This is a genomic window from Rheinheimera gaetbuli (assembly GCF_054781935.1).
Genome location: NZ_BAAGTL010000012.1, coordinates 127,809 through 145,116 on the forward strand (window position 1 = coordinate 127,809; position 17,308 = coordinate 145,116).

A 17,308-nucleotide genomic window follows, 5' to 3' on the forward strand; every position below is an offset into this window, starting at 1 on the left:
TCATACAATGTCCGGGGGAAAACTCTATATCCACTTCGACACATTCTATCCGTCGGCCTACAAACCGAATCAACCGGTCGATGGTGCTGAAACTTATGAATCCGAACGCCGATACATTTATGTGGTGGCGAACGCGTATTGGTTACCGCCTGAAGAGGACGGTGATCCAGGTGGTTTAGCAGACTATTTCCAGTGGACCGGAGCCAAGCTCGACGAGCATGGCCAGGTCGTTCTGCTTGATGAAAATGTTTTCACGACCATGGACGTGGCCAGTCAACAACGCATGGTGCCTGTGCCGTTCCCGCCGATGACCGACCTTCGGTTCGGAGCTACTTGGGCGCCGCAATACAGCGGCATCGGATCCGTCATCGTTTCAGGCGCGTTGGGGCGTTACACGGTTGCACCTTCGGATCCCGATCCTACCGACCCACTGCAGTTGCCTGCCGACATGTGGCCTGTTTTCGCTGTTGCCAACTTCAGCGTTCCGACCGCGCAACGGTGGATGGATATGACACCGCCGCAGTGGACCGACGTCATCGAATGGTGCTGCGCCATCATTCCGCGGTTGAACGAAAAGTCCGACCAGCTGACCGGATTCGAGAAGAAGGCCTACGAACTTTACAAAGAAGATGCCGTGCTCAACCCGCCACAGGAAAGTGTACCGGAGGCGCGCGATATCCGGGATCCGAACAGCGACGATGTACTGCATCGTCAGTGGCGTGAAAAACTGCGACCGAAGGATTGGGACGAGCAAACGGACGACGTTCCACTCGCTGGGCTGATATTCGAAACGCTGGTCGGTGGTGGGAGCATGCTGAAGTTCGTGGGAACAGCGCCTAAATTCCTCGTCGACCCGGCGAAATTGGCGAACAGGCCAGAACTCGTGCTCTCGAATGCATTTCTAGAAGGCTCGCACGACGCCGGCAAGGAGTTGACGGGTATGAGCTACCATCGCCGGCTCTGGGAAAGCATGAAAGCGATAGTTGGGAAACCTTTTGCCGAAGGTGAGGCAGAGGATATTCGCGAAGGGCGTATAAAAGGCGAGCAAACCGCCTCGCAGGCGCTCGGACAATTGTTCGGGTATGGAGAGCGACTGCGCTGGAAAAAGCCGTCACAACCGGAAGGGGCCGCTCGGTTCATGGTTCCACAAGAAAAAAGCGAGCGGATAGCGAATCTGACGTCGAAGGGCGGGCCGTTGCATCACATTGCCTCCGGTCCGCAAAAGAAGATTGACGACTGGTTCGGGACGAATGCCCATTCGTTGCTCGGACAGGTCTTTAGAATCGGTCCACTCGCCGATGATCCTGAAAGCGGTGAGCTCAAGGTCGATGAATTACATGTAACGGAACTCTCCGTTGGGGCCGGTATCGACCTCGCGGCGGCGCGAACGCAACTCGCTGGTGTGCTTCGCGATCACATTAATGACGCAAACGAAGCTTTATCGCAGACATTCGCGGTGCGGCTCGAGCGGGATCGGGACAATCCGAATGGCCTGGTTTTCTATGCGCCGAAAATGGCACTCGGAGCTCCTTCGAAACTGACCTCGCCTGACGGTGGACTGATATTCGAACCTCCTGGCGTGCTGTTGGATTCGGTCGATCCGACACCGCGCGTCGACATGCCTGCGGCGAAAGATCCAAAAACATTCGGACAGAAAAACAACCTGTTGATCTTCAACCCAGCGCGTACCGCGTTTAGAAGTTCGGAATTATATCGACCGAAAATTCTGACTGATGATTATTGTCACTACTTCAGGGTCAAGTTGGAGGTTAACAAGGAACTCTTGCCATACGCCGATGAGACTGTTTTGCGGCTCACGCTACAAAACAAACTCGAGCCTGAAGAGTGGAGTTTCATAGCACCCATTTTCGAAAGCCTTGCCAAACCGGGATCTGACCCATATTGGACCCAGCGGGCGCCGGCGGTTTGGGTTGCGATTGACCTTGCCGAAGGTCCTGGCGAGGGAGTTGCGAAAACGGAGCGCGAGTTTTTTGAGGCGGGAGCCGTCCTTTCGATGGTTTCGACTAAGGACTTGCACGGCCGCAACGAAAAGATAGAGTTACTTTTACGCGATCCTGATGACCGAATTATGAGTTGTTTGAAGCGAGCGGCCAATGCCGCAAACAAACGCGGCAAAGAGGATCTACGCTGCTATTTGGCCGAATTTGTCGTGAATGTGTCCTTCGACGTTGACGGAGAATATGCGAACCTTTGGCAGTGGACAGGCGCCAATCCGACAGACACGCTCCCGCTGTTCATGCTAAACGGCGCGTTCACGAGCCGTGTCAGCCGCTCCGTCGAGCGATTAACGGAGAGGTTCCAGACTACTCTATCCCCGTCGCCTTGGGCAATCGGCAACGTTGGTGAGCGCATCGACGATCATTTTGGCAATTTCAACAAACTGCGATTGGCGCTGTTAGACCCCACCGTCGATGGCGCCAAACCGAAATTTCTGAATTACCCGGATGCGTTGGCGAACCTGATCACGCAGGCGGAAGCGCAAAGCCAGTATCCCGGCGAATTGGTTCGTAGCATCGACTGGGCGGAGCCGCCCAAGCCTAACGGACCGCACTACACCTACCTGGTTCCGCACATTTTCGCGCAGGAGATCGGTGAGGATCCGATGGAAAATGAAAAAATGCGGTTTGAAGGTTACCGTGATGCCGGCCGGGTGTGGCAGCTCACAGGCAATGTCGAGCATCAGTATTCCTATCGGTTTCCGTTCATTGCTGGCAATGGCGGTGATGATGACGGGACCCTGCGGCTGCAGCTCACGACGGACATCCGGCATCCGAGCGAACTCAGCCGGCGAGGAGTAGAAGGTGTTGTCGATGATTATAATGAGCGCAAGCAAAGCAAAGAACTTAGAAACCTGATTGCCTTCGATCATCGCCCTGGAAGCCCCGCTGAAGATGAATTGATTTCCATCTTTTTCCCTAGAAACGCGCTCAGGACGATGTTAAGGGCGTATGACAATGCAGAGCAGAATAATTCCAAAGGTGCGGTTCGCCCCGCGCAATTGCGTGAGCTCTACGAAAGTCTGCTGGATTTCCGTTTTGCCCTGCGTGCGCAAAGCGGGGATACCGATCTGACCGCAGGCGATCTGACCCTGTTGCTGGAGCGTTGGAACTTCGACAACGATAATCCCGTGGTCAGCGAGGCAGAGATTTTCGGTTTGAGCCCATATCCGAGCATCTCCGCCAATATGTTATGCGTTGAGACGGGTACCTTGTCTCTTAGGCAGCTTAAAGATATGAGCAAGACTGCGTTGGATACGTTGGATACTCTCTTGGATGGGACATTTAAGAACTTTGTCGACACACTCAGATCGCATGCGGCGCTCCCTGATCTACCAGAGTTCAAAAACGACGCGCCGTGGTTGCAACTAGATATTCCTATCGACCGCAGCGACACGACGCCCTGGAAATGGGAAGGTCAAAGCACGGCGTCGTTGTACGAGGATACCAACGCTATCCGCGTTGGGCTAACCATCAAACGACCCGCGTGGGCAGTGGCAGACGATACTTACGGCAAGGGATCGTTCTTTGGCATGACCTCTTACCAGACGGATATTTCCAGGGCCCCGGCGCTTCAGGGCGAGAGCTTTGAAAACGACGGTCTGCGTGAGCGCGCCAAGGCGGAATTGGCCGAGTATTTTGATCGCGACGCGGCGGAATTGTCGCCGCTGCACAGTAAGTTCATGTGGCTCCCGTCCTTGGATATCGACCCCAAGTCGAATCCCGTAATGCCGGTCGACAGCCCGTCTGATCCGGACAAATACGACCCGCAGCGGTACAAGCGGTTGTTCGGCGAAGTCCTACCGGTTCTGAATTTTCCGACTGGATCACGGCGTGACGTTCGCGAGGTCGTGAATGTTTATTATGTACCACACGCCTTCATTCCCTTGCAGGCGCACCCGTCAATGCGAGAAGCAAAAACCACTACTGAGTTTGCGCAGTTTCTGGTTCGCGCTATAGGCGAGATAGCCTCGAGCACTCTACCTTCCGAAATCGGCTTGGTGGATGAAGTAATCGATCCTGCCACGGCGCTTCTGCTCCGGACCACTTGCCGAGAATTGCTCGAGGACGATGGCGGCATCGCGGACAGTATTGCCAAGCTCGTTACGTTTGTAGATGACAGGGCGACGATATCGCAAAGCTGGGACGACCCAAACATCGATCCGGATACGCTAACGCGTCGGCAGGCTGAAAAGATACTCTTCAATCAAGTGTATAAAATACTCGACGACCGCGACACGCTGATCAAGGGAACGCTTCGTGCAATGCTGACCCGGGAGCCGAACCTGTTCGAATCGGCCAAGGGCTTCGGCATAGGACTATTCGACGACGTCACGTTCTCGGAACGCCTATACGACATTCAATTGCGAAAGGAAATAAGGCGCATCAACAGTGGCGGCGCCAATATGATGGTCGGGCCAACTCAAGACACTGATCGGATGTCATTCGCGCAATTTCTTGGCGAAGGCCGTGAACGCTTCTTCATCGATGTACTTGATGACAAGAGCTACGACAACGAGTTTAAGATTGACCAGAATACTTACGAAACTCGGGTCAGCTACGACGACGAATGGCAGGATGTCGACCATAGTCAGGCCGATCGTGACGGGCGGCGCGTGGAGATTGTGCGTGATCTCACGCGTATCAAGACCCGGGGGGGCGCGCTCGGTCGCACCGCCGAAGACCACATCGAACAAGATCACCAATTCAAGACCGCCAACGATCAGGTCCCGCGAAACGTCGAACTTAACGTCGTTCACTACAATCCGGAATGGCGCATTCGAGACGAAAAAAATAATGTGTCGGATTTGCTTTACATCCTTCCTTCCCGCTGGTTACCACCCATGCCGGTGACGCTTCAGCCAAAGCAAGATAGCGGCTCTGACAGTAATGGCGGGGTAAATGATGACAAAAGTCTCTGGCGGTCGGTCATCATGCGTGACTGGGCAAAGCCGCCCACCGGTCATTTGGAGAAAGAGTTCGAAAACGAGGCCAAGAGGGTGTTGGATCGCAAGGCCGAGGTCAGCCTGCCCTCGACTGGTAATGACGGCGGAAAGCGTAAGGCTACGCGATTGGAAGAGTCGATCCAAATCGCCGACGGCAAGGACGCCGAAGGATGGCATCACATAGAGAGCTATCTGAGCCACTACTACTTTATCATCGATGCAGACGAGGAGGGGCGTGGGGCCGATCCGCTGTTCTCGAACGATGCAATCGAAATTTTCACCGAAGTGGCCGACAAACCCTTCAAAAAGACTCCGCGCGACATAAAATCGGAGCACGCGAAGCCAGTTTCAGAATTGCACAAGTGGTTCCTCTACAGCCGTCGGCTTAAACATGGTACGAGCGAGACACTTTCCAACGACGAACAGCAGAAGGATATGAAGCTCGCCGACGTCGTTAGAGAACTCAAACTATGGATCAAAGATTTCGCTTCTCCAGATGCCTTCCCGTTCACTGAAGGCTTGTCTCTGTTGCGCGGACGGACGAAAGCTTCCGCGGAAAACCGGGGCTCTCTCAACGACATCACGGACGACGGCGATCGGTACGCCACTTGGTCACGATATTGGTTCAGTGGCGGCGCATGGAAGTTGGAACACAAGCAATCCGAAGGTGGTCCAGACAACGATATAGGCAACGTCGTTGCGGCGGAGATCTTTACCTTCGATGATCAGGACCCGAAGGACGCGAACCAGCAGTACGTCTTACGCGTCACCGTGCTGGACGAACCCTGGAAATTTACCCGGGCTCGTATTCGAGTGCGGCGGAATTTCCGCGATGTCGACGGCAATAACGATCCCGACATCAATCCGATTTTTGTCTTGACGAGTCCTTTGTCGGAATGGAGCGACTATGGGCTTCAACCGCTCGAAATTGGTCCAGCAGATTTCAAGTACTGGTCCATTCCAGAAGAGGTGTCGCGGTTGCTTGTGGTACCTGATGCTCAGAATGGCGTGCCATCACTTAATCAGTGGTACAACGCGAATATGTCGGACGTGAAGTCCTTCGGCCCACTCGTCAGGACTGCAACAATAGATACGAAGTTCACTGTTCAGCAGTCGGGATGCACGAAGACCTACAACTATTGGAACATTTATGAGATGTCCAAAGCGGTGCGCGAGGTCGGCGGAACGGTTGAGTACCCAGTAAAACAACGGTCCCTCCGGGTTGGGACTAACGGCGGCCTTATGGGTGGTGTCGATGAATTAGAATGGAATGTAGCTAGACAGTTCCTGAATCCGGTCGATGGCGCGACTTTGGAGAATCTGGCAACGGTCATCAAAAAGTCGGAAACGCCTGGAACTGAGTTGATCATGCGCGTTACCTGGAACATGGGTGGCCAGGACGAACCAATCCTAACAGTCACCTGGCCGGTTAAATTTGTTCAAAACTAGACGTACGGATTAAACGAATGAGAAGTAATCAATGTTAATTCGAGGATGATGACCTCTATGTCAGGTAATTACAAATTTGTGTCTTGGTGTCGTATGTTTAAGCGTTCGAACCTTGCTCAAATTGGATGTTAAGGAATTCACATGGATAACTATGAAATTAGTTCCGGCTTAGCGGTCGTGGCTATTATAGAACTTGTCAAATGGTTGAAAATGCCTTAACTCAACAGTTCAAGGATTAGGACCTTGGAAGGTAAATGGTATGGTGCTGTAGTCCAACCATCGCCGACTGATTCAAGCAATGTTGAGTACAAGATTATGCTTGATTTAAAGGTCTCATGGAGACGAGTCCAAGGGACACTTGAAGTCGAAACTTCTGCTATCGTTAATATCAAGCGACCCGTTAATATTCATTCACTCAAAGGCATTTTCCGTTTCTCAAAATACTTCCAAGGCTCTTATTCTAGCGAAATTGACGGGAAAGTTCACTTTGGACGTTTTTTTAGCTCTTGCTGACGAGGTAAGCATTTTGGCAGGTGGGGTTGCCGGAAATGGGAAAACCAGTGGCAGAATAATCATTGGAACTGTAAAGGTAGAAAAACGTTTAAATCATGAATATTTTACAACTATGATCACGTTAAAATTCTAATTATTCGTTCATTCCTGAGTTTATCAACTAGTCACAAACTTATTTAAAAGTTAATTCCGGCCTTTAGAATAAAAATGGCAATTTGTCACAAACTTAATTAAAAATAGTGTTGCTTAACTTGTTGACTTTATTGGATGGCGAGTCACAAACTTAATTACACGCTGACAAATTTTTATGTAATAACAACTAAAACCCCGGCCACCGTGCCGGGGTTTTTTATCAGCTGGTTTTGAGAATAGCCGGCCTTAAAAATCTGCCAACACTTATTTGTATAAATAATGTGAATTAAAAGTTTTAATTACGACGCTGATAGGGCAGAATTTCCTATCATGTTTATCTGCCAGAGTCTTCGTATGCAATTTCGCCTATTTGTAGTTACAACCTCCTTGTTTAGTGCGCTGGTAAGCTGTGCTGCATTGGGTACTGCAGAGCAAAATGCCAGAGTGCCGCTGGATCGTCTGCAAGCGCTAAACAACGGCAACCCTGTTACACCTTTACCGCCTGCATTTTCAGCGCAGGCAGCAAAAGGTATCGCTAATGATCAGCTTGCCATGTATCTGGCCGGTGTTATCGACAGTGGTGAAGGGCAAAGCTGGTGCGTAGCTGCATCTAATTTGCCACCGCATGAGGTTAATCAGCAGCTGTTGACAGAGCTACAACGTGATTTGGAACAGAAGAAATTTGCCGCGACAGCTAACTCCGCAGTATTGCTGGCCAGCAAGCTGAAAATTTTATTTCCTTGTAACTAACGTAAGTAGGGATGCGTTATGTCAGTTATCAAATACCAAGCTGTTGCCGATGCGTATGAAAAATACAATGCTTATGGCACCAGCGAACTTTATCAATTACTTGGCTGGGATGATCTAATCGGCCGGCCGGAGTGGGCCAATACCTGCGCGTTACCTAACCTGCAGCCGTAGTTGTTATTTCACCGCTGATGAAGTGCGTTTTTGACAGCTAAACTAGAGCGTATTCTCACGCGCTCTTTGACCTTGATTGTTCCCGAGCGTCGTTATGCCGCCTTCCCGGCACCCTTCGTTGCAGAGAACAAGTTCTGGCCAACGGTTACCCGTATCGACGACGTATACGGTGACCGTAACCTGATTTGCTCATGCCCAAGCCCGGAAGCGTATCGGTAAGCGTTTAGCGTTTATCGCTTAAATTGGCAATTGCAGAGCATATTTTTTAGGGCTATGCTTATGTCATTGCTGGTAATGACATCATATAAGCTATCATTTTATGAAAGTTGTGGTAGATACCAATGTGCTGATCGCGGCTTTACTAGGCGGGAAAGGGCCTAATAGAGCAGTTATACGACATTGTTTAACGGGTAGGTTGCTGCCACAGTTAGCTGCCGCGTTGTATTTTGAATATGAAGATGTGTTTGAGCGACAGACTGTATTAACGCTATGTAAGTTGAACAGTGAGCAACGACAGCTGTTTTTAGATGCCTTTTTATCTGTGTGCCAGTGGAATCAGCTTTATTTTCGCTGGCGTCCTAATTTGCGGGATGAAGGTGATAATCACTTGGTTGAACTCGCTGTAGCAAGTAATGCCAAATATTTGATAACGAACAACGTCAAAGATTTTCGTTTTGCTGAGTTACGCTTTCCGGCTTTAGAAGTGATTAAGCCTGAACAGATTTTGGAGGTACTAAGATGACAACGCTTACAATCAGAATGCCGGACGACAAAGCCAGCAGGCTTAAAGCACTGGCGCAAAGCCGCAATATCAGTGTTAACAAACTTATAGAAGAACTGTCTACCATTGCACTGACTGAATATGACGCGCAAGTCAGGTTTGAAGTACGTGCAGCCCGAGCTAACGCAACTCAGGGGTTAGCGCTGCTTGATGAATTAGAAAAGCTGGAACTGGCTGATTAAGTGCTAAGCGGTTATTTAGTAAATAATTCCCAATAGAACCACAGGGCTAAACTATGACCAACTCTGCCTTATCGGGTGCTTTTATTTCTATTCTGCTGGTGCTCAGTGTGTTTTGGTATTTAGCATTTTCTCACTCAGAGCACACTGTAGTGGATACACCGCAACCCGGGATGGATTATGCTTCATGTGGTCGGGGCATGAATGCTGATGTTGTATACCTTAGTACTGAGGGGCTATATCGTTATCATGGCGCAGTCTACGATGCTGCAGAACTACTACAACATATACGCAGGCATTTTGGAGTAAACAGTATTAATGAAGTTATTGTGGTGGCATCGTCAGAAACTGAAGTAGATAGAGTGCTGTATGTATCAGGTCTGATACAGCAACATTTTCCTCAGCTTCGTCTGAGTTGGCGACGGCAGGAAACCGGAGTATCAGCATCAACAAGCTGATGTCAGTTTAGTTGCAATTAACCCGTCTGATATGTTGCCTGAGCCATCACCTGCTGCAGTACCGCAATAATAATATCGATATCTTGCTGGCTGGTGCGCCAGTTGCTAAATGCGGCACGGATACCTTTTTGGCCCAGCCAAACGCCGGGAGTCATAAACACCTGGCCAGTTTCATTAATGCGTTTAAGGATCTGATCTACCTCAGAGTCTGCTACCTTAGGTTTGAATATCACCACATTTAATTTGCACGGGGTTAATAGCTCAAAGTGTGGCGAGGTTGCTATCCAGTTAGCCAACGCGGCAGCTTGACGACAGTTTTCTGCTACCAGGGTCTGATAACCTTGCCGGCCATACGCCTTTAAGCTCATCCATACCGGTAATGCCCTAAATCGCCGTGAGTTTTCAATACTCCAGTCCATTAAAGATTGGGTTGCGACGTTGGTAGCCAGATAGGGTGCTGTGACTGAACAGGTTTGCTGCAAATAATGGCTATGCCGGGTATAAAAAATGCCGCAGTCGTACGGCACATTAAGCCATTTATGTCCGTCGCTGGTAATGGAGTCAGCCAATTCTATGCCGTCGGTTAGATGCTGATGTTCTGGCAGTAAACGCGAGAACAAGCCAAAAGCACCGTCAACATGCATCCAGGCATTATGCTGCTTGCACAGTGTGGCGATTGCTTGCAGATCATCAAAGTCGGTACCGGTTACTGTGCCGGCGCTTGCCAGCACAATTTTACCCGGGCTGGAACTGGCAGCCAGTGCCATTTTCAGCGAGGCAACGTCCATCGCTTCTGAGCCGGGCAGGCAGTTTATCTGGGTAAGTTGCTCCCGGCCAAGCCCTGCCAAACTGAGCGCTTTGAACGAACTGGCATGCGCTGTAGCGGCAAACACTTCGATGTTGGCCTGCGCTAATCCCTGACAAGCAATATCGATACCTTGTTGTAGGCCGGCGAATTGGCGACCGCACAGTATGCCCAACAGGTTGGAAGCGGTAGCCCCTGTGGTTAGTAAGCCCTCGAAGTGATCAGGTAACTTAAACAATGAACGCAACCACTGCATAACTTGCAGCTCAACCGCAGTGCTAATGGAGTCGCCGGGTTTAGATACATTTTGGTCAGTTGCGGCAACCAACCAGTCAGCCAGCATGGCAGCAGGGGTGCTGCCTCCCGTGACAAAACCCAGATAGCGAGGGCCGGCAGACGCGCTTAAGTAAGGGGCAATAGTACGGGTAAAATGCTCAAATGCTACTAAGGTACCCATGCTAGCTTGTGGCAGCGGGTCTGCTGCCAGCTTAGGATCGCCCAAAACGGCTACGCTTCGCTGCGGTAGCGTTTGCAAAAAAGTGTGGCACCAGGCGGTGATCTCTGTGCTGAGTTTTGTTAGTTGCTGGAAATCTTCGCTGAGTTGGTTCATATGCAGGCTCCGGATAAAAAGTACCGTTGTAGTATCCGGTGCGGGCAAAAAAGAATACAGTACCAACTTTTATGTAAAAAAAGAGCACAGTATGGCGTTTCGTTACCGGGAGTTGGCTGAGGTATTGATACAACAGATCCAGTCTGGTTATTTGTTGCCCGGGCAGCGTTTGCCATCTATTCGCGCAATGAGCCAGCAACGTGCGCTGAGCATTACTACGGTTAAGCGCTGTTACGAATTGCTTGAGGCGCAAGGCTATTTGCTGTGTAGGGCACAAACGGGTTTTTATGTGCGCGAGCGGCCGGTTCGTCAGCTAGAACCAGAATTTCCGGTATTTGATCACGCCAGTCAGCAGGTTGATAATCTGGTATTGATTGCTGAAATACAGCAGTCAGCAATGAATGAAGATCGCGTGCAGCTGGGCACTGTGCAGCTGGCGTCAGCGCTTATTCCGGTTGCCGCCTTACAACGCAGCTTGGTTCGGGCAAACCGGCGCGCTCAGGCGCGGGCGTTGGCGTACAGCCCATCTGTTGGTGAACCTGTGCTGTTGCAGGCATTAAGTGCGCATTTTCAGCAGGATGGCATTAGCTGTGCCCAGCAAGACATGATTGTTACTAACGGTTGTATGGAAGCGTTAAGTCTTGCTGTCAGTGTTGTCACTGAACCTGGTGATACTTTGGCCCTGCCATCACCTTGCTACAGCGGTCAGTTACAACTGTTGGCGAGTATGGGGCGGCGAGTGGCAGAAATTCCCTCTACCGCCAAAGGTTTTGATTTGGGTCGGCTGGAGCAGTTGATGGCTAGCAAGGCGGTCAGTGCTTGCCTGGTTAGCAGTTCGTTTCAAAATCCGTTGGGCTATTGCCTGTCCGTGGCGGATAAGCAGCATATAGCTGAGCTGGCCAGGCGTTATCAATGCCCGGTAATTGAAGATGACGTATTTGGCGAGTGTGGTTATGCCAGGCAACGACCGCTGCCAATAAAATCCTGGAGTACGGAGGGTTGGGTTATCTGGTGTGGTTCGGTGTCTAAGACGTTGGCGCCTGGCTATCGTATTGGCTGGTGTGCCGGTGGGCGTTTTTATCTGCAACTTAGGCAAGCGCTGTTAGCCCGGCGTTTAGCGGTCAATACGCCATTGCAGTTGGCATTGGCTGATTTCATTTTAAGCGGAGAGTATCGCCGTCATCTGAACCAGTTGCGGATACAACTTGCCGATCAAGTTAATCGGTTATGTGACAGTTTACAGCAGCACATGGCGGAGCAAGGCCGATTTACCCGGCCTGACGGGGGCTATGCCATTTGGGTGCAGCTGCCAGAAAACTGTGATGCTATGCAGCTATATCAGATGATGAAAGCGCAGGGCGTTAACCTGGTGCCGGGTGTGGTATTTAGCGCACGTAATTTTTATGCGAATGCAATACGTCTAAGCGCAGGCAATCCCTGGAGTGAAGAATTGGAGCAAGCGGTAGCTCTTATTGCAAATACGGTTAAAGCCTTATCGAGGTATTTGTAGTGCTGGATGGCATGACGGTAATGCGTGGGACGTTGAAATTGTCGATTATCACTAATGGGGGAGTTATGTTTAAAAACGGCATGCGCGCAGTACACCCTGGTGAAGTATTGCGTGAAGATTATTTGTTACCACTAAATATGAGTGCCAATGTTTTAGCGCAGGCGCTACGGGTAACACCGGCACGGATCAATGAAATAGTGCTTTAAAAACGCGGTGTTACTGCTGACACGGCACTGCGTCTGGCTCGCTATTTTGGCGGCGATGCCCAAAGCTGGCTTAATCTGCAGGCGATATACGACCTTAAACTGGCTGAGCAACGAAGTGGTGAGCAAAGTAGCAAAGATATTTCACCTTATGCAGCTTTAACTTGAACATAGCTCTGCCAGATAGCGTTGGATCTTGTCGATAAATAGCCGTTATTTTAAGTTCATTATTTACATCAATGAGTTGTATTAGCTGTGGCTGTGTCTTTGGGGAGTGTTGCCAACAGAAATATCAATGAACCTGACAGATGCCAGCTTACAAGCTCGTTATTGGGCCTTCGCGCTATAAGCCTCAGTTCCCCACAGCGGCACGGTTGACAGGCTGTGCTTAAAGCTGCCGGAGGTTTCTTTGGTGGAGTAAGACAAATACATCAGAGTTTGATTTTCAGCATCGAAAATACGGCGGATCTTCATGGTTTTAAAGAAGATGCTTTTTGATTTGCTAAACAGCACCTCACCGTTTTTGCTTTTGTCTATTTGAGCAATCATTGCGGCGGTGATAGGGCCGGTCTGGCGACAGGCGATAGAACTGTCAGACGGGTCAGAGAAATCCAGATTAGCTTCGATACTGGAGACATGACAGGTAACGCCGGTTACTACCGGATCGTTAACGGCATCAAGCTTGATGTCCTTGGTGGTAAACAGTCCCAGCGATACATCACCCACTTCATTTTTGTCACAAGCTGCCAGCATTAGCAGCAATAATACACAGTAAACAGCGCGCATAGTGGGGCCTCCTTTGGTTAATTATTGCCATACTTTAGCGATAGCCATACTGGCACGTTGGCAGTCGGAAAAAAAGCAAAACTGCGGCAAAGCATTTTATCAGCCTTATCAAGCGGCCTCAGTGGCGCAGCCTTTAACAATTCAGCCAATCGGGTAACCAGGGTAGTTCTTGGTTTGCAATGACGATAATCAATAAACAGCTATACCTCTGAGCGTTGGCAAACACAAAGCAGCCTGGTTGTTTATGCCGGCCAGCTTATGTCGGCCAGCGAACAGACCAAAAAGTGGCAGTAATGTAGAACACTTGATGACACAGTAACCAGCATATAGAGGCGCTTTACTATGCAAACTGATCTTATAAAGGTAACCGGTATGAGCTGTGGCGGCTGCGCCACTAAGGTAACCCAAGCCTTGCAGGCTGTAAGCGGCGTTAGTGATGTAACGGTGACGTTCTCTGCCGGAGTGGCAGAGGTGCGTTACGACGAGATGCAAACCTCAGCCGAAAAATTAAAAGCGGCCGTAAAGGGCGCGGGCTATGGCGTGGATAAGGCTAACACTGCGGACATTGAACAGCCCAAAGGCGGCAGTTGTGGCTAACCAGTATCTGACAGAGATCACTAATCTATTCTCTGCTAAAGGGAGGGTAGGTTGATAACGGAAATGGGAGAGTATAATGACTGAACAGCAACAAGGCTCTGCACAAGGTGTTGTGCACGGCGTTCATCATCAACGCAATGATACTGTAAAAGACCCCGTTTGTGGTATGGCAGTTGACCCACAAGCGGCGAAGTATCGCAGCGAACTTCACAGTAAAACCTGGTATTTTTGCTCAGCACGCTGCCAGTCAACGTTCGAGGCAGACCCTGAACAATTCCTCAATCCAGAGGATAAGCCGGCAGAGTCTCTGCCCTCCGGCACAACCTATACCTGCCCGATGCACCCGGAAATTCGCCAGCAAAAGCCCGGTGATTGCCCAATTTGCGGTATGGCGTTGGAACCCGAAGAGGTGAGTTTGCAAGACGGCCCATCTGCAGAGCTGCAGGATATGACCCGCCGGTTCTGGATTGGCCTGGTGTTAACCCTGCCGGTATTTATGCTGGAAATGGGCGGTCATTTAATTAGCCTCGACCATCTCGTATCGCCGCAGCTGTCTAATTGGGTCCAATTGGTGCTGGCCAGCCCCGTAGTGCTTTGGTGTGGTTGGCCTTTCTTTGTCAGGGGTTGGAAGTCTGTGGTTAGCCGTAACCTGAACATGTTTACCTTAATCGCAATCGGTACCGGCGTATCGCTGCTTTATAGTTTGGTCGCGACGCTGGCGCCGCAGGTATTTCCCGCTACGTTTCGTTTGGCAGACAGCTCAGTGGCGGTTTATTTCGAAGCGGCGGCAGTGATTGTAGTGTTGGTGTTGCTGGGGCAGGTGCTGGAGCTGCGGGCCAGAGAGAAAACCTCAGGCGCTATTAAAGCGCTGCTTGGGCTATCTCCGGCCAGCGCGCGCAGAATAGACGAGCAAGGGTCGGAAACTGACGTCGCCCTTGAGCAGGTAAAAGTTGGCGATAGGTTAAGAGTGCGCCCGGGTGACAAAATTCCGTTAGACGGTGAGGTGCTTGAAGGTCGCTCAAGTGTCGATGAATCTTTGGTCACCGGCGAGCCGTTGGCCGTTAAAAAAGAAGTGGGTGCCCTGGTAATAGGTGGCAGCATTAACCAGCAGGGTAGCTTTATTATGCGTGCCGACAAAGTGGGTCGCGATACCATGTTATCCCGCATTGTGCAGATGGTAGCCAGTGCCCAGCGCAGTCGTGCGCCTATTCAGGCTCTGGCAGATAAAGTGGCGGGATGGTTTGTGCCGGTTGTTATCATTATTGCCCTGATTGCCTTTGTCACCTGGTCGCTGTTGGGGCCACCGCCTGCGATCACCTATGGTCTTATTGCCGCGGTCAGTGTGCTGATTATTGCTTGTCCTTGTGCCTTGGGTTTAGCCACACCCATGTCGATTATGGTAGGTATAGGGCGGGGCGCGCAAAGCGGGGTGCTGATCCGTGACGCTGAGGCGCTGGAGCGGATGGAAAAGGTAGACACCGTGGTAGTGGATAAAACCGGCACATTAACAGAAGGCAAGCCCCAGTTAACTAAACTGGTGCCCGCCGAAGGCTTTACCGAACAGCGTTTAATGCTGTTAGCCGCTGGACTGGAAAAACACAGCGAGCACCCGTTGGCTCAGGCGATCCTTGAAAAAGCAAAAGACATGAATTTGACCCTGCCAGAGGCAACAGACTTTGATTCGCCTAATGGTAAAGGGGTAAGCGGCAACATAAATGGCCAGCGGGTATTGCTGGGTAACCGTTTATTGATGCAGGCAGAAAACGTCGTCACCACTGGCTTTGATGATGAAGCCGAGCAGCTGCGTACGGATGGCGCTACGGTTATTTTCGCTGCAGTGGCTGGCAAAGTGGCCGGTGTGCTGGCCATAGCAGATCCGATTAAAACAACCACTGCAGCGGCTATTGCTGCGCTGCAAAAGGATGGCATCCGGGTGGTGATGCTAACAGGCGATAACCGTACGTCAGCAAACGCAGTGGCAAGCAAACTTCATATCGATGAGGTTGAAGCTGAAGTGCTGCCGGAAGATAAAGGCAAGGTTATTCAGCGGCTGAAAGACGAAGGGCGGGTGGTGTTAATGGCCGGTGATGGCGTTAATGATGCGCCGGCGCTGGCAACGGCCGATGTCGGTGTGGCAATGGGAACCGGCACCGATGTCGCTATTGAAAGTGCCGGTATTACTTTGCTACGGGGCAATTTGATGGGTATTGTTGAAGCCCGGACCTTGTCTGTGGCAACTATGCGTAACATCCGGCAGAATTTGTTTTTTGCGTTTTTCTACAACACAGCTGGCATACCCGTTGCCGCCGGCGTGCTGTATCCCTTTGTCGGCCTATTGCTATCGCCAATTATTGCCGCCGCCGCTATGTCGTTGTCTTCAGTCAGCGTCATTGTTAACGCGCTGCGTTTACGGGTCATAAAGCTGGCGCCGGACAGCAAGTAAGAGCATATTTTTAGTCACCCCCGTTGGGTGAAGCACGGATTTTAGTGGTAGAAACGGCCAGCAATGTTTGATAGGTTTTTAAGTTTATGACGCTAGACATACGGTTAATGACGCCGGCAGATTTAGCGGCGGTAGTTGCACTGCAAGACTGCTGCTACAGCGATGCCTTGTATGAAAGCCCCGCACTGTTAAGCCAGCGCTGGTGGCAGTGCAGGGCTCGGTGCCGTATTGGCAACGCCATGGTTTTGTTGTGGTTAACGAACTATCGGATAGTGCGATAAGTGCGCTGGCCGGTTATCATGGCGAGCAGGCGTGTTATATGCAATTAACTCAGATCACACAGGAAGCCTGATGTTACAAATCAATGCTACAGCAAGACTTCATTTTTCGCTGCTGTCTGAGCAAGACGCACAGTTGTTGTTTGAAGTAGACCAGGATGCAGAGGTAATGCGCTATCTGAACGGCGGTACGCTGACCAGCATGCAGAGCATTGTGGATGTGTTTGTGCCGCGGATGCTGCAGTACCGCAACCCGGCGTTGGGTTATGGTATCTGGCAGGTGCGGCGCAGTGATGACAATGTTTATTTGGGCTGGGTATTAATACGACCAATGGGTTTTAATACCGCCAACCCCAGCACAGATGACATTGAACTTGGCTGGCGCTTTAAGCGTGAGTATTGGGGCATGGGCTACGCCAGTGAAGCGGCAACAGCGGTGGCTGAGGCGGTGCTGTCGCAAAACCCTAAGGTGCAATTTATATCGGCGATAGCCATGCCGGATAATGCCGGTTCTATTGGTGTAATGCGCAAACTGGGTATGCAGTTTGTAAAACGCTTTTTGCATCGCGATGCGCTGGGCGATGTCGATGCGGTATTGTACCGCAGGAGCGTTAATGCGGCTGTCGCAACAGAGTAAGCTGGCTCAGGCAGTTGCTATAAGTAAAAAAAGCGCTGTAGCT

The 17,308-nt window shown here is 50.8% G+C and carries 14 protein-coding genes and 1 pseudogene; 13 read left to right on the forward strand and 2 right to left on the reverse strand.

Translation table 11 applies throughout. From position 1 onward, the window contains the following. Positions 1–7 precede the first annotated feature (7 nt). The 7 genes from ACYVIC_RS11215 to ACYVIC_RS11245 all read left to right on the forward strand — a co-directional run bounded on the left by ACYVIC_RS11215 (position 8) and on the right by ACYVIC_RS11245 (position 9,396). Positions 8–6,412 (forward strand): hypothetical protein, encoded by a 6,405-nt coding sequence (locus ACYVIC_RS11215; RefSeq protein WP_460859967.1) that lies wholly within the window; start codon positions 8–10, stop codon positions 6,410–6,412. A gap of 999 nt (positions 6,413–7,411) precedes the next feature. Then, a complete protein-coding gene (locus tag ACYVIC_RS11220; RefSeq protein WP_460859969.1) occupies positions 7,412–7,807 on the forward strand; it encodes a Rap1a/Tai family immunity protein in 396 nt (131 codons plus the stop codon). An 18-nt stretch (positions 7,808–7,825) separates the two neighbouring features. Beyond that, positions 7,826–7,978: a hypothetical protein gene (locus ACYVIC_RS11225; RefSeq protein ID WP_460859971.1), complete on the forward strand. Its 153-nt coding sequence runs from the start codon at positions 7,826–7,828 to the stop codon at positions 7,976–7,978. Between the two features lie 30 nt (positions 7,979–8,008). Further along, positions 8,009–8,197 (forward strand): hypothetical protein, encoded by a 189-nt coding sequence (locus tag ACYVIC_RS11230; RefSeq protein ID WP_460859973.1) that lies wholly within the window; start codon positions 8,009–8,011, stop codon positions 8,195–8,197. A 100-nt stretch (positions 8,198–8,297) separates the two neighbouring features. Next, positions 8,298–8,720: a putative toxin-antitoxin system toxin component, PIN family gene (locus ACYVIC_RS11235; RefSeq protein WP_037055200.1), complete on the forward strand. Its 423-nt coding sequence runs from the start codon at positions 8,298–8,300 to the stop codon at positions 8,718–8,720. After that, complete coding sequence (locus ACYVIC_RS11240) at positions 8,717–8,941, forward strand: hypothetical protein (RefSeq protein WP_027672366.1); 225 nt, start codon at positions 8,717–8,719, stop codon at positions 8,939–8,941. The genes ACYVIC_RS11235 and ACYVIC_RS11240 overlap by 4 nt, the downstream gene beginning before the upstream one ends. A 53-nt stretch (positions 8,942–8,994) precedes the next feature. After that, positions 8,995–9,396: a hypothetical protein gene (locus tag ACYVIC_RS11245; protein ID WP_305976861.1), complete on the forward strand. Its 402-nt coding sequence runs from the start codon at positions 8,995–8,997 to the stop codon at positions 9,394–9,396. A gap of 17 nt (positions 9,397–9,413) precedes the next feature. On the opposite strand, the gene ACYVIC_RS11250 is transcribed toward ACYVIC_RS11245, so the two are convergent. Then, on the reverse strand, positions 9,414–10,811 hold the full coding sequence (locus ACYVIC_RS11250) for a pyridoxal phosphate-dependent decarboxylase family protein (RefSeq protein ID WP_027672364.1): 1,398 nt from the start codon (positions 10,809–10,811) through the stop codon (positions 9,414–9,416). A gap of 91 nt (positions 10,812–10,902) precedes the next feature. On the opposite strand from ACYVIC_RS11250, the gene ACYVIC_RS11255 reads away from it, so the two are divergent. Both ACYVIC_RS11255 and ACYVIC_RS11260 read left to right on the forward strand, forming a co-directional pair. Next, complete coding sequence (locus ACYVIC_RS11255; RefSeq protein ID WP_460859978.1) at positions 10,903–12,321, forward strand: aminotransferase-like domain-containing protein; 1,419 nt, start codon at positions 10,903–10,905, stop codon at positions 12,319–12,321. Between the two features lie 65 nt (positions 12,322–12,386). After that, positions 12,387–12,692, forward strand: a pseudogene (locus ACYVIC_RS11260) (HigA family addiction module antitoxin). Between the two features lie 159 nt (positions 12,693–12,851). Here the strand turns inward: ACYVIC_RS11260 and ACYVIC_RS11265 are convergent. Continuing rightward, positions 12,852–13,310 carry a CreA family protein gene (locus ACYVIC_RS11265; RefSeq protein WP_460859979.1) on the reverse strand — a complete coding sequence of 153 codons (459 nt, stop codon included), beginning with the start codon at positions 13,308–13,310 and terminating at the stop codon, positions 12,852–12,854. Positions 13,311–13,652: 342 nt separating this feature from the next. Here ACYVIC_RS11265 and ACYVIC_RS11270 point away from each other — a divergent pair, with 342 nt between their 5' ends. From ACYVIC_RS11270 to ACYVIC_RS11285, 4 genes are all read left to right on the forward strand, one after another. Beyond that, positions 13,653–13,907 (forward strand): heavy-metal-associated domain-containing protein, encoded by a 255-nt coding sequence (locus ACYVIC_RS11270; protein ID WP_460859981.1) that lies wholly within the window; start codon positions 13,653–13,655, stop codon positions 13,905–13,907. Positions 13,908–13,983: 76 nt separating this feature from the next. Continuing rightward, positions 13,984–16,350, forward strand: a complete 2,367-nt coding sequence (locus tag ACYVIC_RS11275) for a heavy metal translocating P-type ATPase (RefSeq protein ID WP_460859983.1) — start codon at positions 13,984–13,986, stop codon at positions 16,348–16,350. 202 nt (positions 16,351–16,552) lie between these two features. Further along, complete coding sequence (locus ACYVIC_RS11280; protein ID WP_460859984.1) at positions 16,553–16,702, forward strand: hypothetical protein; 150 nt, start codon at positions 16,553–16,555, stop codon at positions 16,700–16,702. Continuing rightward, positions 16,702–17,265, forward strand: coding sequence for a GNAT family N-acetyltransferase (locus tag ACYVIC_RS11285; protein ID WP_460859986.1), 564 nt, complete (start codon positions 16,702–16,704; stop codon positions 17,263–17,265). The genes ACYVIC_RS11280 and ACYVIC_RS11285 overlap by 1 nt, the downstream gene beginning before the upstream one ends. Positions 17,266–17,308: the final 43 nt, after the last annotated feature.

Bases quoted from the DNA above. Each gene is read 5' to 3' on its own strand.
- ACYVIC_RS11245 (WP_305976861.1), top strand. From the start codon at position 8,995: ATGACCAACTCTGCCTTATCGGGTGCTTTTATTTCTATTCTGCTGGTG.
- ACYVIC_RS11285 (WP_460859986.1), top strand. From the start codon at position 16,702: ATGTTACAAATCAATGCTACAGCAAGACTTCATTTTTCGCTGCTGTCT.
- ACYVIC_RS11250 (WP_027672364.1), bottom strand. From the start codon at position 10,811: ATGAACCAACTCAGCGAAGATTTCCAGCAACTAACAAAACTCAGCACA.
- ACYVIC_RS11270 (WP_460859981.1), top strand. From the start codon at position 13,653: ATGCAAACTGATCTTATAAAGGTAACCGGTATGAGCTGTGGCGGCTGC.
- ACYVIC_RS11255 (WP_460859978.1), top strand. From the start codon at position 10,903: ATGGCGTTTCGTTACCGGGAGTTGGCTGAGGTATTGATACAACAGATC.
- ACYVIC_RS11215 (WP_460859967.1), top strand. From the start codon at position 8: ATGTCCGGGGGAAAACTCTATATCCACTTCGACACATTCTATCCGTCG.
- ACYVIC_RS11235 (WP_037055200.1), top strand. From the start codon at position 8,298: ATGAAAGTTGTGGTAGATACCAATGTGCTGATCGCGGCTTTACTAGGC.
- ACYVIC_RS11225 (WP_460859971.1), top strand. From the start codon at position 7,826: ATGTCAGTTATCAAATACCAAGCTGTTGCCGATGCGTATGAAAAATAC.
- ACYVIC_RS11220 (WP_460859969.1), top strand. From the start codon at position 7,412: ATGCAATTTCGCCTATTTGTAGTTACAACCTCCTTGTTTAGTGCGCTG.
- ACYVIC_RS11275 (WP_460859983.1), top strand. From the start codon at position 13,984: ATGACTGAACAGCAACAAGGCTCTGCACAAGGTGTTGTGCACGGCGTT.
- ACYVIC_RS11240 (WP_027672366.1), top strand. From the start codon at position 8,717: ATGACAACGCTTACAATCAGAATGCCGGACGACAAAGCCAGCAGGCTT.
- ACYVIC_RS11265 (WP_460859979.1), bottom strand. From the start codon at position 13,310: ATGCGCGCTGTTTACTGTGTATTATTGCTGCTAATGCTGGCAGCTTGT.